General features: G+C 70.4%; 17 protein-coding genes, 1 tRNA gene, 1 pseudogene and 1 riboswitch. Of the genes and pseudogenes, 4 read left to right on the forward strand and 15 right to left on the reverse strand.

Features of this window, described 5'->3' with window-relative positions:
* The first annotated feature begins 136 nt into the window (after nt 1-136).
* Nucleotides 137-331 (forward strand): hypothetical protein, encoded by a 195-nt coding sequence (locus tag ASC56_RS40510; RefSeq protein ID WP_159039602.1) that lies wholly within the window; start codon nt 137-139, stop codon nt 329-331.
* 402 nt (nt 332-733) lie between these two features.
* A complete protein-coding gene (locus ASC56_RS06440) occupies nt 734-1,222 on the forward strand; it encodes a hypothetical protein (protein ID WP_234376860.1) in 489 nt (162 codons plus the stop codon).
* A 149-nt stretch (nt 1,223-1,371) separates the two neighbouring features.
* Here the strand turns inward: ASC56_RS06440 and ASC56_RS06445 are convergent.
* Nucleotides 1,372-1,457, reverse strand: a tRNA-Leu gene (locus ASC56_RS06445).
* A 411-nt stretch (nt 1,458-1,868) separates the two neighbouring features.
* Between ASC56_RS06445 and ASC56_RS06450 the strand changes: the two genes are divergently transcribed.
* Entirely contained in the window at nt 1,869-2,639 is a 771-nt protein-coding gene (locus ASC56_RS06450) for an ABC transporter ATP-binding protein (protein WP_055490252.1), read from the forward strand.
* A 102-nt stretch (nt 2,640-2,741) separates the two neighbouring features.
* The gene (locus ASC56_RS06455) at nt 2,742-5,270 is read left to right on the forward strand and encodes an ABC transporter permease (RefSeq protein ID WP_055490253.1); all 2,529 of its coding nucleotides are present in this window, start codon (nt 2,742-2,744) and stop codon (nt 5,268-5,270) included.
* A 64-nt stretch (nt 5,271-5,334) separates the two neighbouring features.
* Here ASC56_RS06455 and ASC56_RS06460 read toward each other — a convergent pair whose 3' ends face one another.
* The 14 genes and pseudogenes from ASC56_RS06460 to ASC56_RS06525 form a co-directional block, all read right to left on the reverse strand.
* A complete protein-coding gene (locus ASC56_RS06460) occupies nt 5,335-6,627 on the reverse strand; it encodes a cyclopropane-fatty-acyl-phospholipid synthase family protein (protein WP_055490254.1) in 1,293 nt (430 codons plus the stop codon).
* A gap of 211 nt (nt 6,628-6,838) precedes the next feature.
* Nucleotides 6,839-8,221: an NAD(P)/FAD-dependent oxidoreductase gene (locus ASC56_RS06465; RefSeq protein WP_079102329.1), complete on the reverse strand. Its 1,383-nt coding sequence runs from the start codon at nt 8,219-8,221 to the stop codon at nt 6,839-6,841.
* A gap of 457 nt (nt 8,222-8,678) precedes the next feature.
* A complete protein-coding gene (locus ASC56_RS06470) occupies nt 8,679-9,620 on the reverse strand; it encodes a Ppx/GppA phosphatase family protein (protein WP_055490256.1) in 942 nt (313 codons plus the stop codon).
* Entirely contained in the window at nt 9,617-10,324 is a 708-nt protein-coding gene (locus ASC56_RS06475; protein WP_055490257.1) for a DUF501 domain-containing protein, read from the reverse strand. The genes ASC56_RS06470 and ASC56_RS06475 overlap by 4 nt, the downstream gene beginning before the upstream one ends.
* Nucleotides 10,325-10,613: 289 nt before the next feature.
* On the reverse strand, nt 10,614-11,090 hold the full coding sequence (locus tag ASC56_RS06480) for a septum formation initiator family protein (protein ID WP_055490258.1): 477 nt from the start codon (nt 11,088-11,090) through the stop codon (nt 10,614-10,616).
* Between the two features lie 154 nt (nt 11,091-11,244).
* A complete protein-coding gene (gene eno / locus ASC56_RS06485) occupies nt 11,245-12,531 on the reverse strand; it encodes a phosphopyruvate hydratase (RefSeq protein ID WP_055490259.1) in 1,287 nt (428 codons plus the stop codon).
* A 299-nt stretch (nt 12,532-12,830) separates the two neighbouring features.
* The gene (locus ASC56_RS06490; protein ID WP_055490260.1) at nt 12,831-13,523 is read right to left on the reverse strand and encodes a transglycosylase family protein; all 693 of its coding nucleotides are present in this window, start codon (nt 13,521-13,523) and stop codon (nt 12,831-12,833) included.
* A gap of 4 nt (nt 13,524-13,527) precedes the next feature.
* A riboswitch (cyclic di-AMP (ydaO/yuaA leader) is annotated at nt 13,528-13,694 on the reverse strand.
* Between the two features lie 198 nt (nt 13,695-13,892).
* The gene (locus ASC56_RS06495; protein WP_055490261.1) at nt 13,893-14,945 is read right to left on the reverse strand and encodes a transglycosylase family protein; all 1,053 of its coding nucleotides are present in this window, start codon (nt 14,943-14,945) and stop codon (nt 13,893-13,895) included.
* Nucleotides 14,946-15,123: 178 nt separating this feature from the next.
* Nucleotides 15,124-16,443, reverse strand: a complete 1,320-nt coding sequence (locus ASC56_RS06500; RefSeq protein WP_055490262.1) for a cytochrome P450 — start codon at nt 16,441-16,443, stop codon at nt 15,124-15,126.
* Nucleotides 16,440-18,785 (reverse strand): tetratricopeptide repeat protein, encoded by a 2,346-nt coding sequence (locus tag ASC56_RS06505; RefSeq protein ID WP_055490263.1) that lies wholly within the window; start codon nt 18,783-18,785, stop codon nt 16,440-16,442. Before ASC56_RS06505 ends, ASC56_RS06500 begins: the two co-directional genes overlap by 4 nt.
* A gap of 39 nt (nt 18,786-18,824) precedes the next feature.
* Entirely contained in the window at nt 18,825-19,835 is a 1,011-nt protein-coding gene (locus ASC56_RS06510) for a nucleoside triphosphate pyrophosphohydrolase (RefSeq protein WP_055490264.1), read from the reverse strand.
* 130 nt (nt 19,836-19,965) lie between these two features.
* Nucleotides 19,966-20,619, reverse strand: a complete 654-nt coding sequence (locus tag ASC56_RS06515; RefSeq protein ID WP_055490265.1) for a SurA N-terminal domain-containing protein — start codon at nt 20,617-20,619, stop codon at nt 19,966-19,968.
* A gap of 149 nt (nt 20,620-20,768) precedes the next feature.
* A pseudogene (locus ASC56_RS06520) lies at nt 20,769-21,595 on the reverse strand (glycoside hydrolase domain-containing protein).
* Between the two features lie 172 nt (nt 21,596-21,767).
* Complete coding sequence (locus tag ASC56_RS06525; protein WP_267887614.1) at nt 21,768-23,249, reverse strand: serine/threonine-protein kinase; 1,482 nt, start codon at nt 23,247-23,249, stop codon at nt 21,768-21,770.
* Nucleotides 23,250-23,268 lie beyond the last annotated feature (19 nt).

Genomic DNA, 23,268 nt, shown 5'->3' on the forward strand with positions numbered 1-23,268 from the left:
AGTCCACTCCAACAGGTGACTCGCCGATCGTTCTGCCCAGGAGCTCGCCCTCGGAGGGTTGTCAAGGTTCCACACGGCCCGTCCGCCGGCGCACCCGTTCGTCCGCGCGGGTGCCTGTCTTCGTCGAAGGGATTCCATGCCTCTCGTCGTTCGTCGTTCGTCGCTCTTCGCCCTCGCCTCGACGTTGGCGCTCGCCCCCGCCCTCTCCGCCGGGGCGGCGGCACCGACGGGGTGCAAGAGCTCCGCATGTACGGGCAGGAGCCCGCAGGGCGAGGGGTGCGGCTCCGGCGCCAAGGTCATCGACCGAGTACGGGCGGCGGGCCGCAGGTGAACTGCGCAACTCCGCCAGGTGCAGCGCGGCTTGGGCGCGGATCGAGAAGGCGAACTCCGCATGGCGCTTCAAGATCCAGATCAGGAACGGTGCGACGTACCTGGCCAACGCCTCGCCGCCGTACGCCGCTCAGGGGTCCTTGCACGCAGATGGTCGGGGCGAGCAATGCCTACCGGGCGTGCGTGGAGATGTACGACGGCCGGGGCGGCAGCTGGTCCTGCACCCCCTGGCACTGACGACGACGCCCCCGTACTTGTCGGCCAGAACGGTTCGCCCTTGAGGCAGTGGGCGACGCCCCGCGCGTCGATCGCCCAGGTCGACGAGTGCCACAGCCCGGCCGCACAGGTCCGGCCTCGAAGCCCACCTGGTGCCGCGGCCACGGTATGGCACAAGCTGGCCCGCATGGATTGGTTGCCACTGCTCTCCACCCTGGCCGGGGCCACGATCGGCATCGTCGCTACGCTGATCGCGGATCGGAATCGGTGGAAGCGCGAGGATGCCAAAGAAGCTCTTCGGCTTCGGCTCGACATCTACACGCAGTACACCACCGCCGTGAAGGTCCTCGGTGAGACCCTGCGGGCCCTGGCCGAGCGAGAGCACCCTTCCGACGACGAGCGGGCGCTTGCGCTGCGCGAAGCCTTTCGGGAATCAGGCATCGCCATCGCATCCGAACGGATGTGGCTCATCGCGCCCCAACCCGTCGTCAAGGCCTCCAACAGCGTGTTCCACTGCCTGCGACGCATCTGCGACGGTTACATCGATGGCACTGCTGTCAGCAGTGCAGAGGATCACGCGCGCTGGGAGGCACGCGGCGAAGCAGCGGCCAAGATGCGCAAGCTCATGCGTGAAGATCTCGGCGTCGGCCCACTCACCGAACGCCAGAGCACCTAGGGATCCTTGGCTCCCAGCGCATGCCCGTGCCGTACGCCACACGCGCGAACGCCCGGTCCTCCGGCAGCGTGGGCCCACGGTGCGCCCAAGCCGGAAGAGACGAACGGCGCCTTCTGGTCGTCTCCTCGGGCCAGGCGCCGTGCGCTCGATGGTGCCCGGAACCGGACTTGAACCGGTACGCCCCCGAGGGGCAGCGAGGTTTAAGCTCGCCGTGTCTGCATTCCACCATCCGGGCAGGCCATGGGCACCGCATCGAGGTCCCGAGCCTATCGGGAGGCATCCCCCGAACAGCGGTCGACCGATGCGATGTTGTCTTATTTTATTGGAGTCTGAGGGAGCATCAGCCACCGGTACGGGCCATCCGCACTTGCCAGTAGCCTCTCGGGCGACCAGGGCCCTCGTATACGGAATGACGGAATTTCACCTCCCTGAACGAGGGCTCTGGGAGCGCTCGGGACAGGGTGAGCAACCGGTTTCCATTCGGGGGCGGTATCAGGGGTGGCCTCATCCCCAGGTATGACAAGGACGAAGGCGATCCGACCCGAGGCTGCCCCTGGAACCGGAACAACGGCTGACTCCAGGGCGCCGATCCGCCTGGACGATGGAAACGTCATCTTGACCGTCGTCCCGACAGGAGCACCCTCCCGTGACCAGCACTCCCCTCGCCGACCGGACCACCACGGTGGCCGCCCGCGCCACGGATCTGTCCAAGGTCTACGGACAGGGCGAGACCCAGGTGGTGGCCCTCGACCAGGTCACCGTCGACTTCCAGCAGGCCCGGTTCACGGCGATCATGGGGCCCTCGGGCTCCGGCAAGTCGACGCTGATGCACTGCGTCGCCGGGCTGGACTCCTTCTCGTCCGGCTCCGTCCGCATCGGAGACGTCGAACTCGGCTCGCTGAAGGACAAGCAGCTCACCAAGTTGCGCCGGGACAAGATCGGCTTCATCTTCCAGGCGTTCAACCTGCTGCCGACGCTGACCGCGCTGGAGAACATCACGCTGCCGATGGACATCGCGGGCCGCAAGCCGGACAAGGCCTGGCTGAACACCGTGATCCAGATGATCGGACTGTCGGGGCGGCTGAGCCACCGGCCCGCGCAGCTGTCCGGCGGTCAGCAGCAGCGTGTCGCGGTGGCGCGGGCGCTCGCGTCCAAGCCGGACATCATCTTCGGCGACGAGCCCACCGGAAACCTCGACTCGCGGTCCGGCGCGGAGGTGCTGGGCTTCCTGCGCAACTCGGTACGGGAGTTGGGGCAGACGGTGGTGATGGTCACCCACGACCCGGTGGCGGCGGGGTACGCGGACCGGGTGATCTTCCTGGCGGACGGGCGGATCGTGGACGAGGTCTACGAGCCGAGTGCCGAGGCGGTGCTGGACCGGATGAAGCGGTTCGACGCCAAGGGCCGCACCAGCTGAGGCCCACGCCCGGAGGCCTGGGGCTGGCAGCCCCCGGGTACCGGGCCAGGACCCCCGCACCTCCCACCCACCCGTCGCACCACCCAGCCCCTGGACAGAGAAATGTTCCGTACCGCCCTGCGCAACGTGCTCGCGCACAAGGCCAGGCTGCTCATGACCGTGCTCGCCGTGATGCTCGGCGTGGCGTTCGTGTCGGGCACCCTGGTCTTCACCAACACCATCTCCGACGCCTACCAAAAGAGCTCCGCCAAGGGCTTCGACCAGGTCGACGTGGCCATCCGGCCGGAGGGCCGCAAGGACACCGGCGACACGGTCGGCCGGGAGCCCAAGCTGACGCAGGCCCTGCTCGCCAAGGCCGCCAAGGCCCGGGGCGCGGACACGGCCATAGGTGTCGTGAGCGGCTTCACCGCCATCGCCGACAAGGACGGCAAGCTCATCGGCAACGGCTTCCAGTCCCAGGGCGGCAACTACTGGGGGACCAAGGACCCCCGGTATCCGATCGTCAGCGGGCACGCCCCGCAGGGGCTGAACCAGGTCCTGATCGACTCCAGGACCGCCAAGCGCGGCGGTTACAAGGTCGGCGACACCGTGCGGCTCTCCATCGACGGGCCGGTCCTCGCCCCCGAGATCACCGGCATCTTCACCACCGACGACGGCAATGTCGCCGCCGGCGGCAGCCTCGCCCTCTTCGACACGGCCACCGCCCAACGCCTCTTCCACAAGGCCGGTTCGTACGACGAGATCGACGTGAAGGCCGCCTCCGGCACCAGCCAGATCGCCCTGCGCAACGCGCTCGACGAGATCCTGCCGAAGGACACCGCCTCCACCATCACCGGACAGCAGCTCGCCGACGACCAGGCCAAGCGGATCGCGGACGCGACGAGCAGTATGCGCACCGCCCTGCTGGTCTTCGCGGGCATCGCGCTGTTCGTCGGCACGTTCATCATCGCCAACACCTTCACCATGCTGGTCGCCCAGCGCACCAAGGAGTTGGCGCTGCTGCGCGCGGTCGGCGCGTCCCGCCGGCAGGTCACCCGGTCCGTGCTCATCGAGGCGTTCGTGGTCGGCGCGGTCGCGGCCGTCACCGGTCTCCTCGCCGGTATCGGCATCGGGGCGGGGCTGCGCTCGCTCGTGGGCTCGCTCGGCGGAAGCGTCCCGGACGGACCGCTCGTCATCACTCCGGGCACGGTCGCCGCCGCCCTCGCCGTCGGCATCCTGATCACCATGCTGGCCGCCTGGCTGCCGGGCCGCCGCGCCGCGAAGATCCCGCCGGTCGCCGCGATGAGCAGCGTCCATGCGAAGGCGACCACCAAGTCCCTGGTCGTACGGAACACCATCGGCGCCCTGTTCGCCTCGGCCGGCGTCGCCACCGTCGTGTACGCCACCACCCTGAACAGCACGGACGGCCAGGCCCCGATGGGCATCGGCGCGGCGCTCCTCGTCATCGGCGTCTTCGTCCTCACCCCCCTGCTGTCCCGCCCGCTGATCGCGGCCGCCGCGCCCGCCCTGCGCGTCTTCGGGATCGCCGGGAAGCTGGCGCGGCAGAACTCGGTGCGCAACCCGCGCCGCACCGCGGCCACCGCCTCGGCCCTGATGATCGGCCTGACCCTGATCACGGGTCTGACGGTGATGGCGGGCAGCCTGCAGACCGCGATCGACAAGATGGCGTCCTCCGCGATCCGGGCGGACTACGTGGTGTCCATGGCGAACCGCAATCCGCTCTCGCCCGATGTCGAGAAGACGCTGAAGTCGGCCGCCGGCGTCACCGCGACCAGCCCGCTGCGCAACGCGCCCGCGCGCATCGACGGCCAGACCGAGTACCTGACCGGTGTCGACGGCGCCACGATCGGCAAGCTGACGAACCTGACGCTCGTCAACGGCACCTTCCAGGTCGGCGGCACCCGGGTCGTCGTCGACGACGACACCGCCAAGTCCCACCACTGGACGGCGGGTTCCCGGCTCACGGTGTCCTACGAGGACGGGAAGAAGCAGCAGCTGACGGTCGCCGGTGTCTACCACGGCACCGAGATGATGCGCGGCATCATGCTGGACAACGCGACGCTCTCGCCCCACCAGAGCGACCTGTCCGACATGCAGGTCATGGTCAAGACGTCCGGCGGCGCCACCGCCTCGGCCAAGAGCACGCTGGAGAAGGCGCTCGGCGACAACCCGGCCATCAAGGTCCAGGACAAGCAGGACATCTCCAACAGCATCGCGCAGAACTTCACGCTGATGCTCAACATGCTCTACGGCCTGCTGGCCATGGCGGTGATCGTCGCCGTCCTCGGTGTCATCAACACCCTGGCCATGTCCGTCTTCGAGCGCTCGCAGGAGATCGGGATGCTGCGCGCGATCGGCCTGGACCGCAAGGGCATCAAGCGGATGGTCCGGCTGGAGTCCCTGGTCATCTCGCTCTTCGGCGGTGTCCTCGGCATCGGCCTGGGTGTGTTCTTCGGCTGGGCGGCCGGTCAGCTGCTCGGCACGAAGCTGGCGACCTACGAACTGGTCCTGCCCTGGGCCCGGATGGCTGTCTTCCTCCTCCTGGCCGGGACGGTCGGCGTGCTGGCCGCCCTGTGGCCGGCCCGGCGGGCGGCCCGTCTGAACATGCTGACGGCCATCAAGTCCGAGTAGGAGCGCCACTGCGGCAAGGGCTCCGTCCGAGCGGTGTTCGGACGGAGCCCTTGCCGGACCGGGATCAGTTCCAGGTGCGGGAGCGCAACGGCATCCCGGAGGCACCCCGCTCCGGCGTCCGTACCGCCAGGACCTGGTTGACGCCGATGCGGTTGCGTTCGAAGGCCAGGGCGGAGGCAGCCATGTAGAGGCGCCAGACACGGGCGCGGCCGGGGCTGGTCAGTCGCTGCGCCCGGCCCCACTGGGCCTCCAGGTTGGCGACCCAGCGGCGCAGGGTGAGGGCGTAGTGCTCGCGCAGGGACTCGACATCGCGGACCTCGAACCCGGCGCGCTCCAGCTGGGTCACCGTGGTGCCGAGGGGGGCGAGTTCGCCGTCCGGGAAGACGTAGGCGTCGATGAACGCGTCGACCGAGTACGACGACTCGTCCCGCTGTGGCCGCCGCGCGATCTGGTGGTTGAGCAGCCGTCCGCCGGGCTTCAGCAGGGCGTGGAGGTAGCGGGCGTACTCCAGATACCGCTCGGCGCCGACGTGTTCGGCCATGCCGATGGAGGAGATGGCGTCGTACGGCCCGTCCGCGACGTCCCGATAGTCCTGCACCCGGATCTCGATGCGGTCGGTCAGCCCCTCGTCGGCGATCCGCTTGCGGGCGTAGGCGGCCTGCTCCTGGGAGAGGGTGACGCCGACGACGCCGACCCCGTGCTCGCGGGCGGCGTGGATGGCCATGGAGCCCCAGCCGCAGCCCACGTCGAGGAGCCGCTGACCCGGCTTCAGGCCGAGCTTGCGGCAGACGAGTTCGAGCTTGTCGCGCTGCGCGTCCTCCAGGGTGCTGTCCGGACCCGCCCAGTAGGCGCAGGAGTACACCATGGACGGGCCGAGGACGATCTCGTAGAAGTCGTTCCCGACGTCGTAGTGGTGGCTGATGGCCCGTCTGTCGCTGCGCCGGGTGTGGAGGTGGCCGCGGCCCCTGCGGGCCTCCTCGCGGGGCGGCGGGGGCGGCGGGAGGGGGCCGGCGAGCTTGGCGAGCCCGCGGACGGCGGCGCGGACCTCCGGGTCGCGGACCGCCTGGGTGAGGGTGCGGGCGTCGTCGCCGCGCTCCCAGATGAGGCCGGCCATGAGGTCGAGGGCGGTGTACAGATCGCCGTCGATTCCCAGCTCCCCGGCGACCCAGGCGCGGGCCAGGCCCAACTCGCCCGGCTTCCACAGCAGACGGCGCAGGGCGCGGCGGTTGTGTACGACGAGGGCGGGAGCGCCGGGCGGCCCGGCCTCCGAACCGTCCCAGGCGCGGATGCGCACCGGGAGCGGGACTCCCAGCAGTTGTTCGACGAGGCTCTTCAGCCGCGGCGCGGCGTCGGCCATGGTGCACACCTCCGTGACGGGGGATCCCGGAATGTCCAACACCACGTAAACATCTGCGGGGCCGCGCCGCAGTCCCCCGTTGGCGTTACGGCTGGGCAAAATGCCTGTGTACGCCGTCGGCTCGGAGCCGGGAACGAGTGCCGGAGAACGCCGAAGGGCCTCCCGCACCACGGATGGCGGGAGGCCCTTCGGATGGTTCGCTGCCCGGAGGTCAGGAGGCCTTGGCCTTCTCCTCGGTCTTGCTCGCGGCGGCGACCGGCGCCGGCTTGGCGGCCTCGTAGAACTCCTCCCGCGGAGACTCGATCGCGCCGAGCGAGACGACCTCGCGCTTGAGGAACATGCCGAGCGTCCAGTCCGCGAAGACCCGGATCTTCCGGTTCCACGTCGGCATTGCCAGACCGTGGTAGCCACGGTGCATGTACCAGGCCAGACGACCCTTGAGCTTGATCTTCATCTTGCCCATGACGATCATCGCGACGCCCTTGTGGAGGCCCAGACCCGCGACGGCGCCCTTGTTCGCGTGGCTGTACTCCTTCTGCGGGAAGCCCCGCATACCGGAGACCACGTTGTCGCCGAGCACCTTGGCCTGACGCAGCGCGTGCTGCGCGTTCGGCGGGCACCAGGCGTTCTCGTTGCCCGCCCTGCGGCCGACGAGGTCCGGCACCTGGGCGTTGTCACCGGCGGCCCAGATGTAGTCCGTGCCCTTCACCTGGAGCGTGGCCGCGGTGTCGACGTGACCGCGCGGGCCGAGCGGCAGCCCGAAGCGGGACAGCGCCGGGTTCGGCTTGACGCCCGCGGTCCACACGATCGTGTTGGAGTCGACCTCAAGGCCGTTCTTGAGCACCACGTGGCCGTCGACGCAGGACTCCATGGAGGTGGACAGGTAGACCTCGACCCCGCGGCCCTCGAGGTGGTCCTTGCCGTACAGACCGAGCTTGGGGCCGACCTCGGGGAGGATCTTGTCGGCGGCGTCGACGAGGATGAAGCGCATGTCCTCGCGGGACACGTTCTTGTAGTACTTGGCCGCGTCGCGGGCCATGTCCTCGACCTCACCGATGGTCTCCGCACCGGCGAAGCCACCGCCGATGAAGACGAAGGTGAGCGCCTTGCGGCGGATCTCCTCGTCGGTCGTGGAGTCGGCCTTGTCGAGCTGCTCGAGAACGTGGTTGCGCAGGCCGATGGCCTCCTCGATGCCCTTCATGCCGATGCCCTGCTCGGCGAGGCCGGGGATCGGGAAGGTGCGGGAGACCGCGCCCAGCGCGATGACGAGGTAGTCGAACGGCAGCTCGTACGCCTCGCCGACCAGCGGGGCGATCGTGGCGACCTTGCGGTCCTGGTCGATGGTGGTGACCCGGCCGGTGAGGACCTCCGCCTTCGGCAGCACGCGTCGCAGCGGGACGACGACGTGCCGGGGGGAGATGTTGCCGGCGGCGGCTTCGGGGAGGAAGGGCTGGTAGGTCATGTACGAGCGCGGGTCGACGACCGTGACGGTCGCCTCTCCGTAGCGCATCTTCTTGAGAATGCGTCGAGCTGCGTACAGGCCTACGTACCCACCGCCTACTACGAGGATCCTGGGACGCTCCGTGGTGCTCATGGCATCGAGTATCCACCCGCCCCTGGGGGGTCGCTCGTGCGCCCCTTCACAAGCTTCGGTGAGGTGTCTGCTACACTTCGCCGCCCACGTGACGGAGGTCATGGCGCCCACGGGGAACCACCGTGTAGTGCGAACCGTTGTCAAGGCCGCGTGAGCTGCCCCTCAGACCGTCCGAGCGATCCATACCGGCCTCTCACCCGACTCCGGTACGACACCCCCGCAACGCTCGCGCGAGCACCCCCGAAGACCCCTTGAGCCCCACGGATGGCGCAACGGGCCCAAAACCGCGCCCAGCAGGGGCGATTTCCTTGTGAAGAAGTTCACGAAGTTTTCCGGTGGTGTGTCGCCGAAGGGTTCCCGACGGCCCCTCGGACGCGCTCATACGTTATCGAACCTGCTCAGGGGAGGCTACCGGCCAGTAGATGTTTCTTGGCCGGAGCCCTCCCGAACGCGTCCGCTACGCGATGGACCAGGCGATGCCGTCGAGGATGTCGTGCTCGCTGACCAGGACCTCGGCGGCGCCGATCCGCTCCATGATCGCGACCAGTACGAGGGCACCCGCGCCGATGACGTCCACGCGGCCCGGGTGCATGGAGGGGATCGCCGCGCGCTCGGCGTGCGTGGACCTCAGGAGCCACTCGGTGATCTCCCGGACGCGCTCGTAGGGAATCCGGGAGTGGTGGATCCTCGCCGAGTCGTATGCCGGAAGGTCCTGGGCGATCGCCGCGACGGTGGTGACCGAGCCCGCGAGGCCGACCAGCGTACGCGCCTCGCGCAGCGGCACCGTCTGCTCCACCAGGTCCAGCGCGGCCTCGATGTCGGACCGTATGGCCGCGATCTGCTCCTCGGTCGGCGGGTCGGTGACCACCCCGTCGCGCACGAGGTGACGCTCCGTCATACGGACACAGCCGATGTCGACGGACCGCGCGCCGCGCACACGGTCGTCGCCCACGACGAACTCCGTGGACCCCCCGCCGATGTCCACGACCAGATAGGGCCTGGCCAGGTCCTTTCGGCCCATCAGCTCCTTCGTCGCGCCCACGAAGGAGAACTCGGCCTCCTGGTCGCCCGAGATGACCTCGGGCTCGACACCGAGGATCTCCCGCACCCCGCGGACGAAGTCGTCCCGGTTCTCGGCGTCCCGGGAGGCGGACGTGGCGACGAAGCGGAGCCGCTCGGCGCCGTGCTTGTGGATGATCTCGGCGTACTCCCGGCAGGCGGCGAAGGTGCGCTCGAGCGCCTCCGGCGCCAGCCGGCCGGTGCGGTCCACACCCTGTCCGAGCCGGACGATGGTCATCCGCCGGTCCAGTTCGACGAGTTCGCCGGTGGCCGGATCGGCGTCCGCGACCAGGAGCCGGATCGAGTTCGTACCGCAGTCGATGGCGGCGACGCGCGTCACTTGCCGTTCTCCTCGAACTCCTCGGAGCGTGCCGACTGTGCGGACCGTTCCGACTGTTCGGACCGTTCCGGCTGTTCGGACCGTTCCGGCTGTTCGGACCGCTCGGGGTCGAGAGGCTCGAAGGCGAACCATCCGGAGTCGGATCCCTCGCCGCCCGTCTCGGCCTGCCACTCCTCACCCGGCGGCGGTCCCTGGCGCGTCACGCACGACCCCTTGCGCCACCACTCCGGGAGCATCGCGATCGCCTCGTCGCCGAGCGGGTTGACCCCCGGGCCGGCCGCCAGGGAGTGCGCCACCAGCACGTGCAGGCACTTCACACGGTCCGGCATGCCGCCCGCACTGGGGAAGCCCGGCAGGACCTCGATGGCGTCGCGGCGCGCGATGTAGTCCTCGTGCGCGGCGCGATAGGCGGCGGCCAGCTCCGGGTCGGTGGCCAGGCGCTCCGTCATCTCCTTCATGACGCCGGTCGCCTCCAGTGTCCCGATCGCGGAGGCGGCGCGCGGGCACGTCAGGTAGTACGTCGTCGGGAACGGTGTGCCGTCGGGGAGCCGCGGCGCCGTCTCCACGACGTCCGGCTGCCCGCACGGGCACCGGTGCGCGATCGCCCGCAGCCCGCGCGGCGGGCGCCCGAGCTGCTGCTTGATGGCCTCGATGTCCGCGTCTGTGGGCTCGGTGCGCGGGGTGGGCGGCGGGGGCGTTTCCATGGCTGTCTTTCAGGCTGTCTTTCTCGTCGGGGCGCTGCTTCGTCCGGTGACTGGTTCGTCACCGGTTCATCGGTTCACAGCGGCTCTTCGGTTCACAGAGGTCATCGGTTTCGGCGGGTCTTCGGTTTCGGCGGGTCTTCGGGGCACGGCTTCGGCGGGTCTTCGGGGCACGGCGGCGGGCGATTCACGGCCGGATCGTCGGTACATGTCGCCGGGCGGCTCACCCATTCATCGGTTCACGACGGCCCGGCGGTTCACTCACTCAACGGTTCGGCGCGGCTCGTTCGTCTCACTGGTCGGCCTTGTCGGCCTTGTCGATCCCGTCCCAGATGTTCGCGTACCAGGGGCGCGCCGCGGCCATCCGCTCCAGGCGCGACTGCTTGACCGAGTCCGGGTCGATCACGATGTAGCCGGTCTCCCCCGGCATCACATAGTGCAGCCGCTGCCGGATCTGCTGCTGCGCGTACGCGTCGTCCTGCCAGCGCGCCTTGAGGTCACGCAGTTGTTCGACCCGCTGGCGGGCCTGCTCCCGCTTCCGCTCCTGGTCGGCGATCTGGGCGCGCTGGGAGACGTACTGCCTCATGGGATAGGCCAGCGCCACGACCAGCGTGCACAGGACGAGCGCCAGCAGGGCGGCCCGGCCCGTCAGCCGGGAGCGGCGCGCCTGCCGTCTGCTCTGGGAGCGGTAGACCCGGGCGGCCGTCTGCTCGCCGAGCAGCCGCAGCCTGGTCGCGGTGGAGAACCGGTCGCGGTCCTTCACGGCCATGTCTCCCGCCTCCCTTCCACGTGCGTACGTCCCCGCACACGGTACGGGACCGCGTACGGGGACGTACGGACGACTGGCTAAGGGGTCCTTGCACTATGAGCACGCGACCCGGGCGGGCATAGTGCAAGGACCCCTAAGGCATGGCCCTGGTCGGTCAGCCCTTGAAGCGCGGGAAGGCGCTGCGGCCGGCGTACACCGCGGCGTCGTCGAGGATCTCCTCGATGCGCAGCAGCTGGTTGTACTTGGCGACGCGCTCGGAGCGGGCCGGGGCGCCGGTCTTGATCTGGCCGCAGTTGGTGGCGACGGCCAGGTCGGCGATGGTGACGTCCTCGGTCTCGCCCGAGCGGTGGGACATCATGCACTTGTAGCCGCTGCGCTGGGCCAGCTCGACGGCGTCGAGGGTCTCGGTCAGCGAGCCGATCTGGTTGACCTTGACGAGCAGCGCGTTGGCGGCACCGTCCTCGATGCCCCTGGCCAGGCGCTCCGGGTTGGTGACGAACAGGTCGTCGCCGACGAGCTGGACCTTGTCGCCGAGCTTGTCGGTGATGACCTTCCAGCCGGCCCAGTCGTCCTCGAACAGCGGGTCCTCGATGGAGACGAGCGGGTAGGCCGCGACGAGCTCCTCGTAGTACTCCGTCATCTCGGCGGCGGAGCGCTCCTTGCCCTCGAAGAGGTACTTGCCCTCCTTGTAGAACTCGGAGGCGGCGACGTCGAGCGCGAGGGCGATCTGCTCACCCGGGACGTACCCGGCCTGCTTGATGGCCTCGAGGATCAGGTCGAGGGCCTCACGGTTGGAGCCCAGGTTCGGGGCGAAGCCACCCTCGTCGCCGAGGCCGGTGGACAGGCCCTTGGACTTCAGGACGGACTTGAGGGTGTGGTACACCTCGGCGCCCCAGCGCAGCGCCTCGGAGAAGGACTCCGCGCCGATCGGGGCGATCATGAACTCCTGGATGTCCACGTTCGAGTCGGCGTGCGAGCCGCCGTTCAGGATGTTCATCATCGGCACCGGCAGCAGGTGCGCGTTCGGGCCGCCCAGGTAGCGGAAGAGCGGAAGGTCGCTGGCCTCGGAGGCGGCGTGCGCGACGGCGAGGGAGACACCGAGGATGGCGTTGGCGCCGAGCGAACCCTTGTTGTCGGTCGCGTCCAGGTCGAACATGGCCTGGTCGATCAGGCGCTGCTCGGTGGCGTCGTAGCCGACGAGCTCCGGACCGATCTGCTCGATGACGGCGAGGACGGCCTTCTCGACGCCCTTGCCCTGGTAGCGGTTGGGGTCACCGTCGCGGAGCTCGATGGCCTCGAAGGCGCCTGTGGAGGCGCCGGACGGGACGGCGGCACGACCCGTGCTGCCGTCGTCGAGGCCGACCTCGACCTCGACCGTGGGGTTGCCTCGGGAGTCCAGGATTTCCCGGGCTACGACGACGTCGATGGACGGCACGAGCATCTCCTTCTTGGATGTGACGCTGAGAGTGCGGGGCACCTTGCGACTAGAGCCTAACCGTCTCGGGCCATCGGCCGGCCGACCGACCGTCCCGTGGACCGGGTGACGGTTCCACATTGTTCCATCATGGAACAAAGCGCGGGTGACATTCGCGGGACGGGAAGAGAAAAAGCCCCGCTCCGGTGCGTACGGGGGAACACGCACCGGAGCGGGGAGCCCGTGGGGACGGGGCCGTCCTCGCGCGGCCTCCAGGATGGAGGCCGCGCACGGGAGGACCCTGCGTCCCGGCTACCAGCCGTCTGTCACTTCAGGTGCAGCTGCTGACCCGGGTAGATGAGGTCGGCGTCCTGGACGATGTCCTTGTTCAGCTCGAACAGCTTCTGCCAGCCGCCCTGGACCTGGTGCTTCTGGGCGATCGAGCTGAGGGTGTCACCCTTGACGACCTTGTACTCGCCGTCGCCCTTCTTGACCTTCTTGCCGGTCGGGGTGGTGACGGTCTTCTGGGGGGCCGGGCGCTGAGTCGAACGCGTGGCGGCCTGCTGCTCGGTCGAGCGGGTAACGGTGCTCTGCGAGTTGCCGGCCGAGCTGGAGGAGCCGCCGCTCGCGGCGCCGCCGCCGTAGGGGGCGCTGGACAGACCCGTGCCGCAGACCGGCCAGGCGCCCTTGCCCTGACCCGCGAGGACCTTCTCGGCGACGGCTATCTGCTGGCCCTTCGAGGCCAGGTCGGCGCGCGCGGCGTAGGCGGTGCCGCCGTACGCGGCCCAGGTGGAGTTGGTGAACTGCAGACCGCCGTAGAAGCCGTTGCCCGTGTTGATGGACCAGTTGCCACCGGACTCGCACTGGGCGACGGCGTCCCACTCGGAGGCGGTGGCGGCGGAGGCGTTGCCGGCCGCGAGCAGCGGGGCGGCGACGGCGGCGCCGGTGACACCGGCGAGCGCGATGGCGCGGACGGCCTTGGACGGGCGACGGTGCTTGCCCTTGCCGGAACACAGCATGGTTCGATCCCCTCACCGACGCCTGCGAGGTGAGCTGTCGGGTTCGGGCCGGTTGAGTTGCCCGGCCGCGCACCCCTGGATGCGCGGCTTCACCCCCAGCCGCTCCCGGTCAACTTCCGGGCGCGGCACCTACCTTGGGTCCCCCGCTCCTGCCTACGGCGCTTGACGCGACGACTGTTCCCGTACGGCCGCTGGCAGGATTCGGCGTTGCGACCGTCGGGGCCCGCTGTGGCGAGCGGTCATGACCGTAAGCAGTCGATCCGGCGAATTTCAAAGACGATCAGGGCTTCTGAGACCCATCTCTCACTTTCGCCAAACCGGACATTAGCCACGAAGCGGGGCGCGAAATGCCGCTGCCCAAGGGGCAGTTCAGGGCTTCGTCCCGGTCGGCCCGACGTCGAGCGCAAGGCTCTGACCGGGGAGGATGAGGTTCGGGTCGGCGCCGACCGTCGCCTTGTTGGCGTCGTACAGAGCCGTCCATCCACCCGTGAGGCTCAGGGAGTCGGCGATGACCGACAGGCTGTCCCCGGGGCGGACGGTGTAGGAGCTGTCGGCGGTGGCACGGGCGTCGGCGGAGCCGCGCGAGGCGTGCCGCCCGGCCGAGTCGCCCGTACGGCCGTCCGTGGCGCCCTCGTAGGCACTGCCGCCGCGATGGCGGCCCGCACTGGAGGCCTCGCTCGCACCCGCACCCGAAGAGGTGGCATTCTGCCCGGACTTGTCCGACTCGCTGCCCTTTGTTGTTGCCGTGGCCGAGGCGCCGGAGGCCCCGGGGGCGCTCGTGCCGGCGCCGCTCCTGGCGGGGTCGACGGCCGTCTCCGGTGAGCCCGAAGCGGGGGACGAGGAGGGAGACGGGGAGGAGGACGAGGAGGGCGAAGGGGAGGACGAAGGGGAGGACGAAAGGGAGGAAGACGGCGACGAATTGACCGAAGCGGAAGAACCCGACGAGAGGGATGATTCAGACAGTCCGAGGTCGATGCCGGAGCCGGAGGCGGAGCCGCTGCCGGCCGATTCTCCGGCGAGACCCGTGTCGACACCCGCGGAGCCGGAGTCCTTGTTCAGGCCGGCGACCAGCCCGCAGGTCGGCCAGGCGGAGACACCCCGGTCCGCGAGGACCTTCTCGGCGACGGCGATCTGCTGCGAGCGGCTCGCCTGGTCCGGGCTCGGGGCGTAGTCGAGGCCGCCGTGCTTGCCCCAGTCCTCCTGCGACAGCTGGAGTCCCCCGTAGCGGCCGTTGCCGGTGTCGGCGCTCCAGGAGCCACCGCTCTCGCACTCCGCGACCTGGTCCCAGGTCGTGCCGCTCGCCGCGCTGGCACCGGTGGCGCCGAGGAGCGGGATCGCGATCGCCGAGCCGGTCACCCCTGCCGCGACGAGGAGGGCCGGAGCCTGACGGGGGCGACGGTGACGACCGTTCCCGGAGAGCATGCGGTTGCCTTTCACACGACAGCAGTGACCAACGCGGCGGCTGTGGCGTACCGCCGCGTTGCTGCGTGAACGTATCCGCACTCGATGACTTGTCACAAGTTAATGCAGCGCAGATCACGTGAAGATCACAGGTTTGAGAATCCGTCACCTTCCTGTGACCGTCAGCGTGTTCGTCACGTCACTCCGCGGCACCGATGGTAGGTCGGTGACCTTTCCCCGGAACCGGGGTGAACTCCACGGGAAGCGTGCGCAATCCACGCATGATGAGCCCGCCGCGCCACCGCACATCGGCTGGATCCACCGCGAGTCGCAGATCCGGGAGGCGGGTGAGCAGCGTGGCGAGCGCGGTCTGTCCCTCCAGACGGGCGAGGGGGGCGCCGAGGCAGTAGTGGATGCCGTGGCCGTATCCGAGGTGCTGGTTGTCGCGACGGCAGAGGTCGAGCACGTCGGGGTCGGCGAACCGCTCCGGATCCCGGTCCGCGGCGGCGAGGACGACGAGGACCGGGTCGCCGGGCGCGATGTCCTGTCCGCCGATGGTCAGGGGCTGCGTGGCGAACCGCCAGGTGGCCAGCTCGACCGGGCCGTCGTAGCGGAGGAGTTCCTCGACGCCCGTTTCGAGGAGGTCCCGTTCCCGGCGGTCGAGAGAGGCCTGCAGGCGGGCGCGCTGGTCGGGGTGGGTCAGCAGGGCGTAGGTCCCGTTGCCGATGAGGTTGACGGTGGTCTCGAACCCGGCGAAGAGCAGGATGAAGGCCATGGCGGCGGCCTCGTTCTCGGTGAGGTGCTCGCCGTGGTCGGAGGCGCGGATGAGCCCGGAGATGAGGTCCTCTCCGGGGCCGGGCGCTTCGGGCAGGGCCTCGCGCTTGCGGTGGATGAGATCGGCGAGGTATCCCCGCATCTTCTTCACGGACCGCGCGACCCCGCCCCTGGGCCCTCCGCCGTGCCGGATCATCATCCCGGCCCAGTCCCGGAAGTCGTCCTGGTCCTCGCGGGGGACGCCGAGCATGTCGCAGATGGCGTAGATGGGCAGCGGGAAGGCGAACTCATGGATGAGGTCGGCCGATCCGCGGTCGGCGAACCGGTCGATGAGCTGGTCGGCCAGCTCCTGCACCCGGGGCGCGAACTCGGCGACACGCCGGGGCGTGAAGGCCTTGGAGACGAGCCGGCGCAGCCGGGTGTGGTCCGGCGGGTCGATGTTGAGCAGGTGCGTCATCAGCTCGGCCTTGCGCTCGCCGGGGATGCCGGTCTTGCCCTTGGCGTGCGCGGGCTCGTCGTGATGCGCCGGGTTCTTGCTGAGCCGCTGGTCGGCGAGGGCCTGCTTGGCATCGGCGTACCGCGTGACCAGCCAGGCCTCCACACCGCTGGGCAGCTTGGTCCTGTGCACGGGCGCGTGCTCGCGGAGCCAGGCGTAGGCGGGATAGGGGTCGGCGGCGAACTCCCAGGTGAAGAGTTCGGGAGCGGGGGTGGCGGGGGGCCGGGGGTGGTCGGTCTGGTTGGTCACTCCTCGACGGTATCCGGCGGGGTGGGGCGGCCGGTCATCCGCTCAGCCAGGTGCTTCCTGGCGTGGTAGTGGCCCTCGGCGGCCGCCTTGCGGTACCACTTCTCGGCCTCGTCCGATCCGCCCTGTTGGTCGAGGCAGCCGGCCAGCCGGTACGCGGCCTCGCCGTGGCCCTCGTCGGCGGCCCGGCGCAGGAGGGCCATCCCCTCTTCGACGGCGCCTCTGCCGATGAGGAACGTCCCCAGGTTGGCCGACGCCAAGGGGACGCCCGCCTCGACCGCTGCGCGGTACAGCTCCTGGGCCTCCTGCTCCTCGCCGGCGACGTCTTCGAGCAGGGTCGCCAGAGCGTTCATGGCGTCCGGATCTCCCAGGGCCACGCCGAAGCGGTACCAGGCCTTCGCTTCGCTCCGGTCGTCCCAGGCGTACAGCACGTCGCCGGCCTGCTTGGCCGCCCGCTCGTGACCGGCCTCCGCCGCCCTGACGTACCAGCGAAGGGCATCCTCACCGCTCCCCGAACCGTGCAGCAGAACGCCGAGGTCGTACATCGCCTGGCGGTCGCCCCGCTCGGCGGCCGTGCGCAGCCAGTGCTCGGCGAGGGCGCGATGGGCCTGGCCGAGGAGCCGAACCTCGTAGCCGTGGGGATTCCGCTCGACCGCGGCCTCCAGGTACGGCAGCGCCTGCGCGGCCTCCCCCCGCGCGAGGAGCGTCTCACCCACCAGCCCGGACAGGTCGGTCTTCCCGGCGAGCACGGCCTTGCGGAACCAGTCCAGGCTGGCGTCCTCGTCGCCGTCGGCTTCGCACAGGATGCCCATCATGCGCATGGCCTCGGCATCGCCGTCCTCCGCCTTCGGAGCGAAGACCGCATGAGCGGCCGAGCGCACCCGGTCGTGGGTTTCGCCGTCGTGACGCGTCTCCTCGATGGCGCAGTGCCACAGAGCGCTCGGCACCGGCGGCAGCGACGCGTCCCGCATCGCGTCCGCGACCAGAGATCCGTAGGCACGCCATGTCTCGGCCTCCTTCTCGGCCACGCGCTGCGCACCCCGCACGAGCAGCCCCGTGACCCCGTGCCGCCGCTCGGTCGCCCACGCGAACGCCTCCTCGGCCGACTCACGCTCCGCCTCCGCCGTTTCGGGTCCGTAGGACCGGGACGCCTCCTCCAGCAGGGCCACCGGGATGTCCCCGGTGACACCGCAGCGCGCCAGGTCGATGGCGGCGCGCACCAGGAGGTGGCCCCGGGGGTGCGGGCCGCCGGGGCGAGCCGCGCGGCGCCAGTAGTCCCAGAGTTCGGGGCCGACGGCCAGGTACTCGGGGACGCTGTGGTCGCCGCGCCACGTCAGGGCGTCGGCCAGCCTCGGATCATCCGGTGCGGCCTGGGCGAGCCGCTCCAGTTCCGTTTCGTTCCAGCGGGGAGGCAGCTCGACGGTCACCGCCCGGCGCAGTACGCGGGAAGCCGGTCCGCTGCCGAAGCGGTGCCGGTCGTATGCCTCGTCCCTCATCGTGGCCACGATCGGCACACGCACCGCGATCAGCTCTGCCACGAGCCCGGCGTCCAGGCCGTGTTCACCGAGATGGCCGTCCAGTTCGTCGAGCCACAGCACGTACGAGCCGTCGCGGTCGCGCAGCAGTCCGGGCAGCCGGCGGAGGTCGGCGCCGGGGGCGGGGGCGTGGATCCGGTCGGTGGGATGCGCGCTTCGGGCCAGGAACTCCCAGGCGGTCCGGGTCTTGCCGGAGAGCCTGCCGCCCGTGATCACGATCGGACCGGACTGTGCGGACAGCCCGTCGAAGTCCCGGTCGGCGTCCCGTGCGACATAGCTGGGGAGCTCGGGCTCCCCGTGCCGGTGCCGAGCCGGTCGCACGCCGAGCGTGACCGGGTCGACGTCCGCGATGCGCGGCCAGCTCCCGGGATCCGGCAGCCCTCCCCCGCTCTGCTGTGGCCCGTGGTAGTGCTGGGCCCCGACCACCGGCCCATAGAAGGTGCTTCCTCCGAAGTCGACGTGGTCGCCCGCCGCGGGCGGGTGGTGGATGGTGAGGGAGCCGATGGAGCCGGTCTGGATCACGTGCTCCGCGGTGCCGCCGGACACGGTGTTGTGAACGGACGGTTGCCCGCCGAACTCGTCGATGATCCCGCGCAGTTCCGCGGCCACGGCCGGATCCTGGCTCAGGGCGCTCCTCAGGTAGTCCGCCCACGCGCCTTCGGAGGTCCCCAGTCTCGTCGCGGAGCTGGGCAGCGAGCCCCGGTAGAACTCCGCGAGCCGCGACCTTGCCGTATCTCGGTTCGCGCTCTTCAGCGCATCGGCGATGACCCGCGCGCCCAAAGCCGCCAGCTGCTCCAACTCCGCGTCCACCCAGCCCCCTTGTCCACTGAACCCCAGGGACAACGGTACTCAGCTCTCGCTCTCCACCCCCCGGATGGCATCCCGATACGCCCGCGCCGCCGCTCGCAGTGCCGCCTCAGGGTCCACTCCCTCCGCCTCCGCGCGCACCGCCAGGGCGAGCAGTTCGTAGCCGATGCCCTCCCCCTTCGGCAGGGGCACCTCCAGGTCGGCCGTGCGTACCCGTGAGGCGAGCTTCGCCGCCAGGGCGAGGCCCGGCTGTCCCAGGGGGACGCCCTCCGTCACGGATGTACGCTGCTTCTCCACCGCCTTGGTGCGCAGCCAGTGCTCCTTGACCTCCTCCGGCGTCGTCGCGGTCTCGTCGCCGAAGACGTGCGGATGGCGGTGGATGAGCTTGGCGACGATGCCGCCCGCCACGTCGTCGATGGAGAAGGGGGCGTCGGGGTCCTCCTCGGCTATCCGGGAGTGGAAGACCACCTGGAGCAGGACATCGCCCAGCTCCTCGCGCAGCTCCTCGCGGTCGCCCGCCTCGATCGCCTCGACCAGTTCGTACGCCTCCTCTATGCCGTACTTGGCCAGGCCCTCGTGGGTCTGCCGCGAGGACCAGGGGCATTCGGCGCGGATGCGGTCCATGACCTGGACGAGGTCGAGGAGGCGGGCACCCGGGAGGTCGTACGACGCGGGGAGCAGCTCCAGCTCCGGCATCCGCACCCGTCCGGAGCCCGCCAGCCGGGCCAGGCCGTCGGTGAGGTGCGGCTCGCCCTCGCCGGTGGCGACGACGACCACCGTGCGGCCGCCGGCGCAGGTGTCGACGAGCTCCTGCGCCGTCGGGGCGGCCTCCTGGACCGCTATGCCCGCCTCACGCAGATAGGGCAGCTGCGGGTGCGCGCCGTCCGCGCACAGGACCCGGTCGGCGTCGCGCAGTGCCTGCCAGGCGGGCCAGGACAGGAGCCCGGGCGCGACCCGGTGGCTGGTGGTGAGCAGGACGACCCGGCCGGGGCCGGCGGTCGCATCCGGGCCCTGGCCGGGGTCGGGGGCACCTTCGAAGCTGGTTGCGTTCACCCTTCGAACGTAACCCACGCACCGGACCACCCAGGAAGTTGTCCACAGGCCGATGGGGCGGCGGCGCGACGGTTGTCCACAGGCCGGTGCGCCCGGCTTCTGTGCGCCCCGGCGCACCCCCGCTACCGCGTCACGCGGTCTGCTGCTGCGCCGCCGCCGTGACCTCCTTGACCCAGGGCGTCCTGGCGTCCACGCGGCTGCTCTTCTGGACGTCCCACGTGCCGTAGCGCGGATTGAGGTCGACGTGGAGTTCCTTCGACGCCTGCGACATCGCCTTCCAGAACGTGGCCTTGCCGTCGGTCGTGGTCATGTCCGCACCGAGCGCGGCGGCCAGCTTCTGGGCCTGGATCTCCGTGCGGAGGCTGTCGTCGAGGCGTGCGGGGGCCACTCCGTACTGCTGCAGCCACGCCGACTGCAGCGCCTCGGTGCCGCCCGCCCGCTGTACCAGGCTCGTCCGCGTCTGCTCGACGTCCCGGCGGGTGACGCTCACGCGCGCGTCCTTGGCGGCACGGTCCAGGACCCGGTCGAGGACCAGGCTGTGGAGCGTGTCGCGGGTGAGGCTGCTGGTCCGGGCGACCGTCTGTTCGTACTGGGCGTCGTCCGGGGCCGCGGCGCGCTGGGCCGCGCGCACCTCGTTCACCCGGCTCTCCAGTTGTCCGACCGTGATGCGCTCTCCTCCGACGACGGCCGCGGCACCCGGATGGGGGGTCCCGCCGCACGCGGTGAGGAGAGGGGCCGCGGTCAGGGCGGCGCTGAGGGCGATCGCGGTGCGACGGCGGTGCAAGGTGGCCTCCCGAGGAGATTGTGCGACGGTGCACAAAGTCTTGCGGTGATCGATGGTAGGCAGTGGCCCAGCTCTGGCCAACCCATTCGACCAACGATTCGCACTCACTTCGGGCACCGTCGCGCCCCGACCATGCCCCGCGGGTGTGGTCAGCCCGTGATGGCCACCGGCGCGTCCCAGGCGTCACGGTCCACGGTGATCGTGTAACCGCCGCGCGTCTCCTTGCTGTTGACCAGGTACTGGTGAGCGCGACTGTGGTCGGTGTACTGGGTGGAGCCGAACGGCCAGTCCTTGGTCGTCGTGTCCTGCTTGTCCCACAGCGCGTACCAGAGGTTGCCCGGCAGGTCGGTGCGGTCCGTCGCGTTGGCGATGGCCTTGGCGCTGGAGCTGGTGAAGCCGTAGAAGCCGGCGCGGTACGTCTTGGCGCGCAGCCCCTTGTCGAAGGCTCGGACATACGTCAGCACGGCGTCGTTGCACGACTTGTTGGTGACGTCGTACGGCTCCATGTCGAGGTAGATCGGGTGCCGGCCTTCATGCCGAGCGCCGACGCCTTGGCCACCGCGTCCGCAGCGTCGCTCGCCCCGAGCGAGGCGGCGGTGGACGCGGTGAGCTTCTCCGGGTTGGAGCTCGTCTGGCAGGGCGGCTGGGCGCCGACGTAGATCGGGATGAGCCTCCAGCCGATGGAGCTGACCGACTTCACCCACGAGGCGGTGAGGTTGGGCTGGCCGCAGCCGCGGTTCTTGCCGCCGACGTACACGGCGGCAGCTCCGTAGAAGCCGTCGTGCCAGCCCTTCATCGCGGCGAGCGAGGGCGCGGTGCAGGTGTCGAAGGCGTGTCCGGTGTACGTCTTCTGGGCGGGCCAGGTCGTGGCCGCCATCGAGGTCTGGGCGGCGATCCCGGTCCCCGCGACGACGGCGGCGCCGGCCACGGACCAGGCGATGTATCTGCGCTTCTTGGACAGCCGATGGCTCGACATGAACGGCCCCACCCCTGGTTGTGCGATGTCTGTGCATGACGGGCTGTGCGATGCGTGTATGGCACAAGCGGACGCAACCTATTGCACAGCGCGCCACTGATCGGGAAAGACAACCCCTGCGATCACACAAGGTCTCTTCAAGACCCGGTAAAGCGGACGTCTCCTGGGGCGCTCAGCCGCGCACCTGGCCCAGCCACTGCAGGGTCCGCCGGACGTCGACGGCCAGGGGATGAGCGGGGCCCCGCAGGCGTTCCACGTCGTGCAGGAGCCGTAGGAGCGTGTCGTGGGCGGCGGGGCGGTCGCCGAGGGCGAGGAGCAGATGGCCGATGCGGCGGCGGACGTCGTGGGCGAGTTCGGGGTCGCCGGCGACGTACTGGTTCTCGTAGTACGGCAGCAGGGCGCGGTATTCGGCGAGCGCGGCCGCCGGTTCGCCGAGCTGCTCAAGGCACTGCGCCGCGTCGAAGCGGAAGCGCAGGGACTGGGGGTCGGCCTGGCCCGCCTCGGCGGCGCGTTCGTCGGCGAGACGGCGCAGTTCGGGCAGCGCCCGCCGGTACTGGCCGTCGTCCATGAGGGTGGCGGCATAGTGCTTGCGCAGGGTGCGGACGACCGGTGAGTGCTCCCCGTGCTGGGCGGCGGCCGCCGGGAGGATCGCGCCGAGGATGTCGACGGCCTGGGTGATACGGCCTTCGCCGAGGAGGCGCTTGACCTCGTCGACGGCACCCGCGACATCGGGCTTCTCGACCGCCGGTGCCGGCTGCGGCTGGGGCGCCGGGGTGCGCGCCCGGTCCGGCCATGGGGCGTGCGGGCGGAGGAAGGGGCGCGTGGGGTCGAGGGGGGCTCCGGTGGGCATGCCCCGCGCCGGCAGGAGCGGGAGCAGTTGCTCGTACGTCTCCTGCGCGGAGTCCGGGCGATGCTGCGGGTCCTTCGCGAGCAGCCGCAGGACGAGCGATTCCAGCGCCTCGGGCACCTCGGGGCGCAGTCGGCGCACGGGGACCGGGGGCTCGTAGAGATGGCGGTGCAGCACGCCGAGCGCGGTCGCGCCGGTGAACGGCACGTCCCCGCTCAGGAGTTCGTGCATGAGCACGCCGAGCGCGTACAGGTCGGTGTACGGACCGACCGCACCGCCCATCGCCTGCTCGGGGGCCATGTAGGCGGGCGAGCCGATGGGGGAGCCGGTGTGGGTGAGGCGGGTGGTGTCCGTGTCCATCACGGATGCCACGCCGAGGTCGAGGACGGTGACGGTGCCGTCCTGCTTGACCATCACGTTGCGCGGCTTCAGGTCGCGGTGGACGATCGGCACGGCGTGTACGGCGGACAGCACGGCGCACAGTTGCGCCGCGACGGCCACCACCCACTGCCAGGGATACGGGTCGTGCTCGGCGAGATGGTCGGCGAGGTCGGCCCCGTCGACGTACTGCATGACGAGGTACAGCTCCTCGCCCTCGCTGCCCGCGTCGTGGACGGTCACCAGACCGGGGTGGTCGACCTGCGCGGTGACACGGCACTCGCGCACGAACCGGCGGCGCAGTTCGTCGGCCTCCTGGCCGGCCACCTTGTCGGGGCGCAGGAGCTTGACCGCCACACGCCGGTCCAGGCGCTGGTCGTACGCCGTCCAGACCTGGCCCATACCGCCCTGGCCGATGAGCGTGGACAGTTCGTAGCGGCCGGCGACC

This window comes from Streptomyces sp. TP-A0356, from assembly GCF_001417775.1.
In the GTDB taxonomy this organism is placed as follows: domain Bacteria; phylum Actinomycetota; class Actinomycetes; order Streptomycetales; family Streptomycetaceae; genus Streptomyces.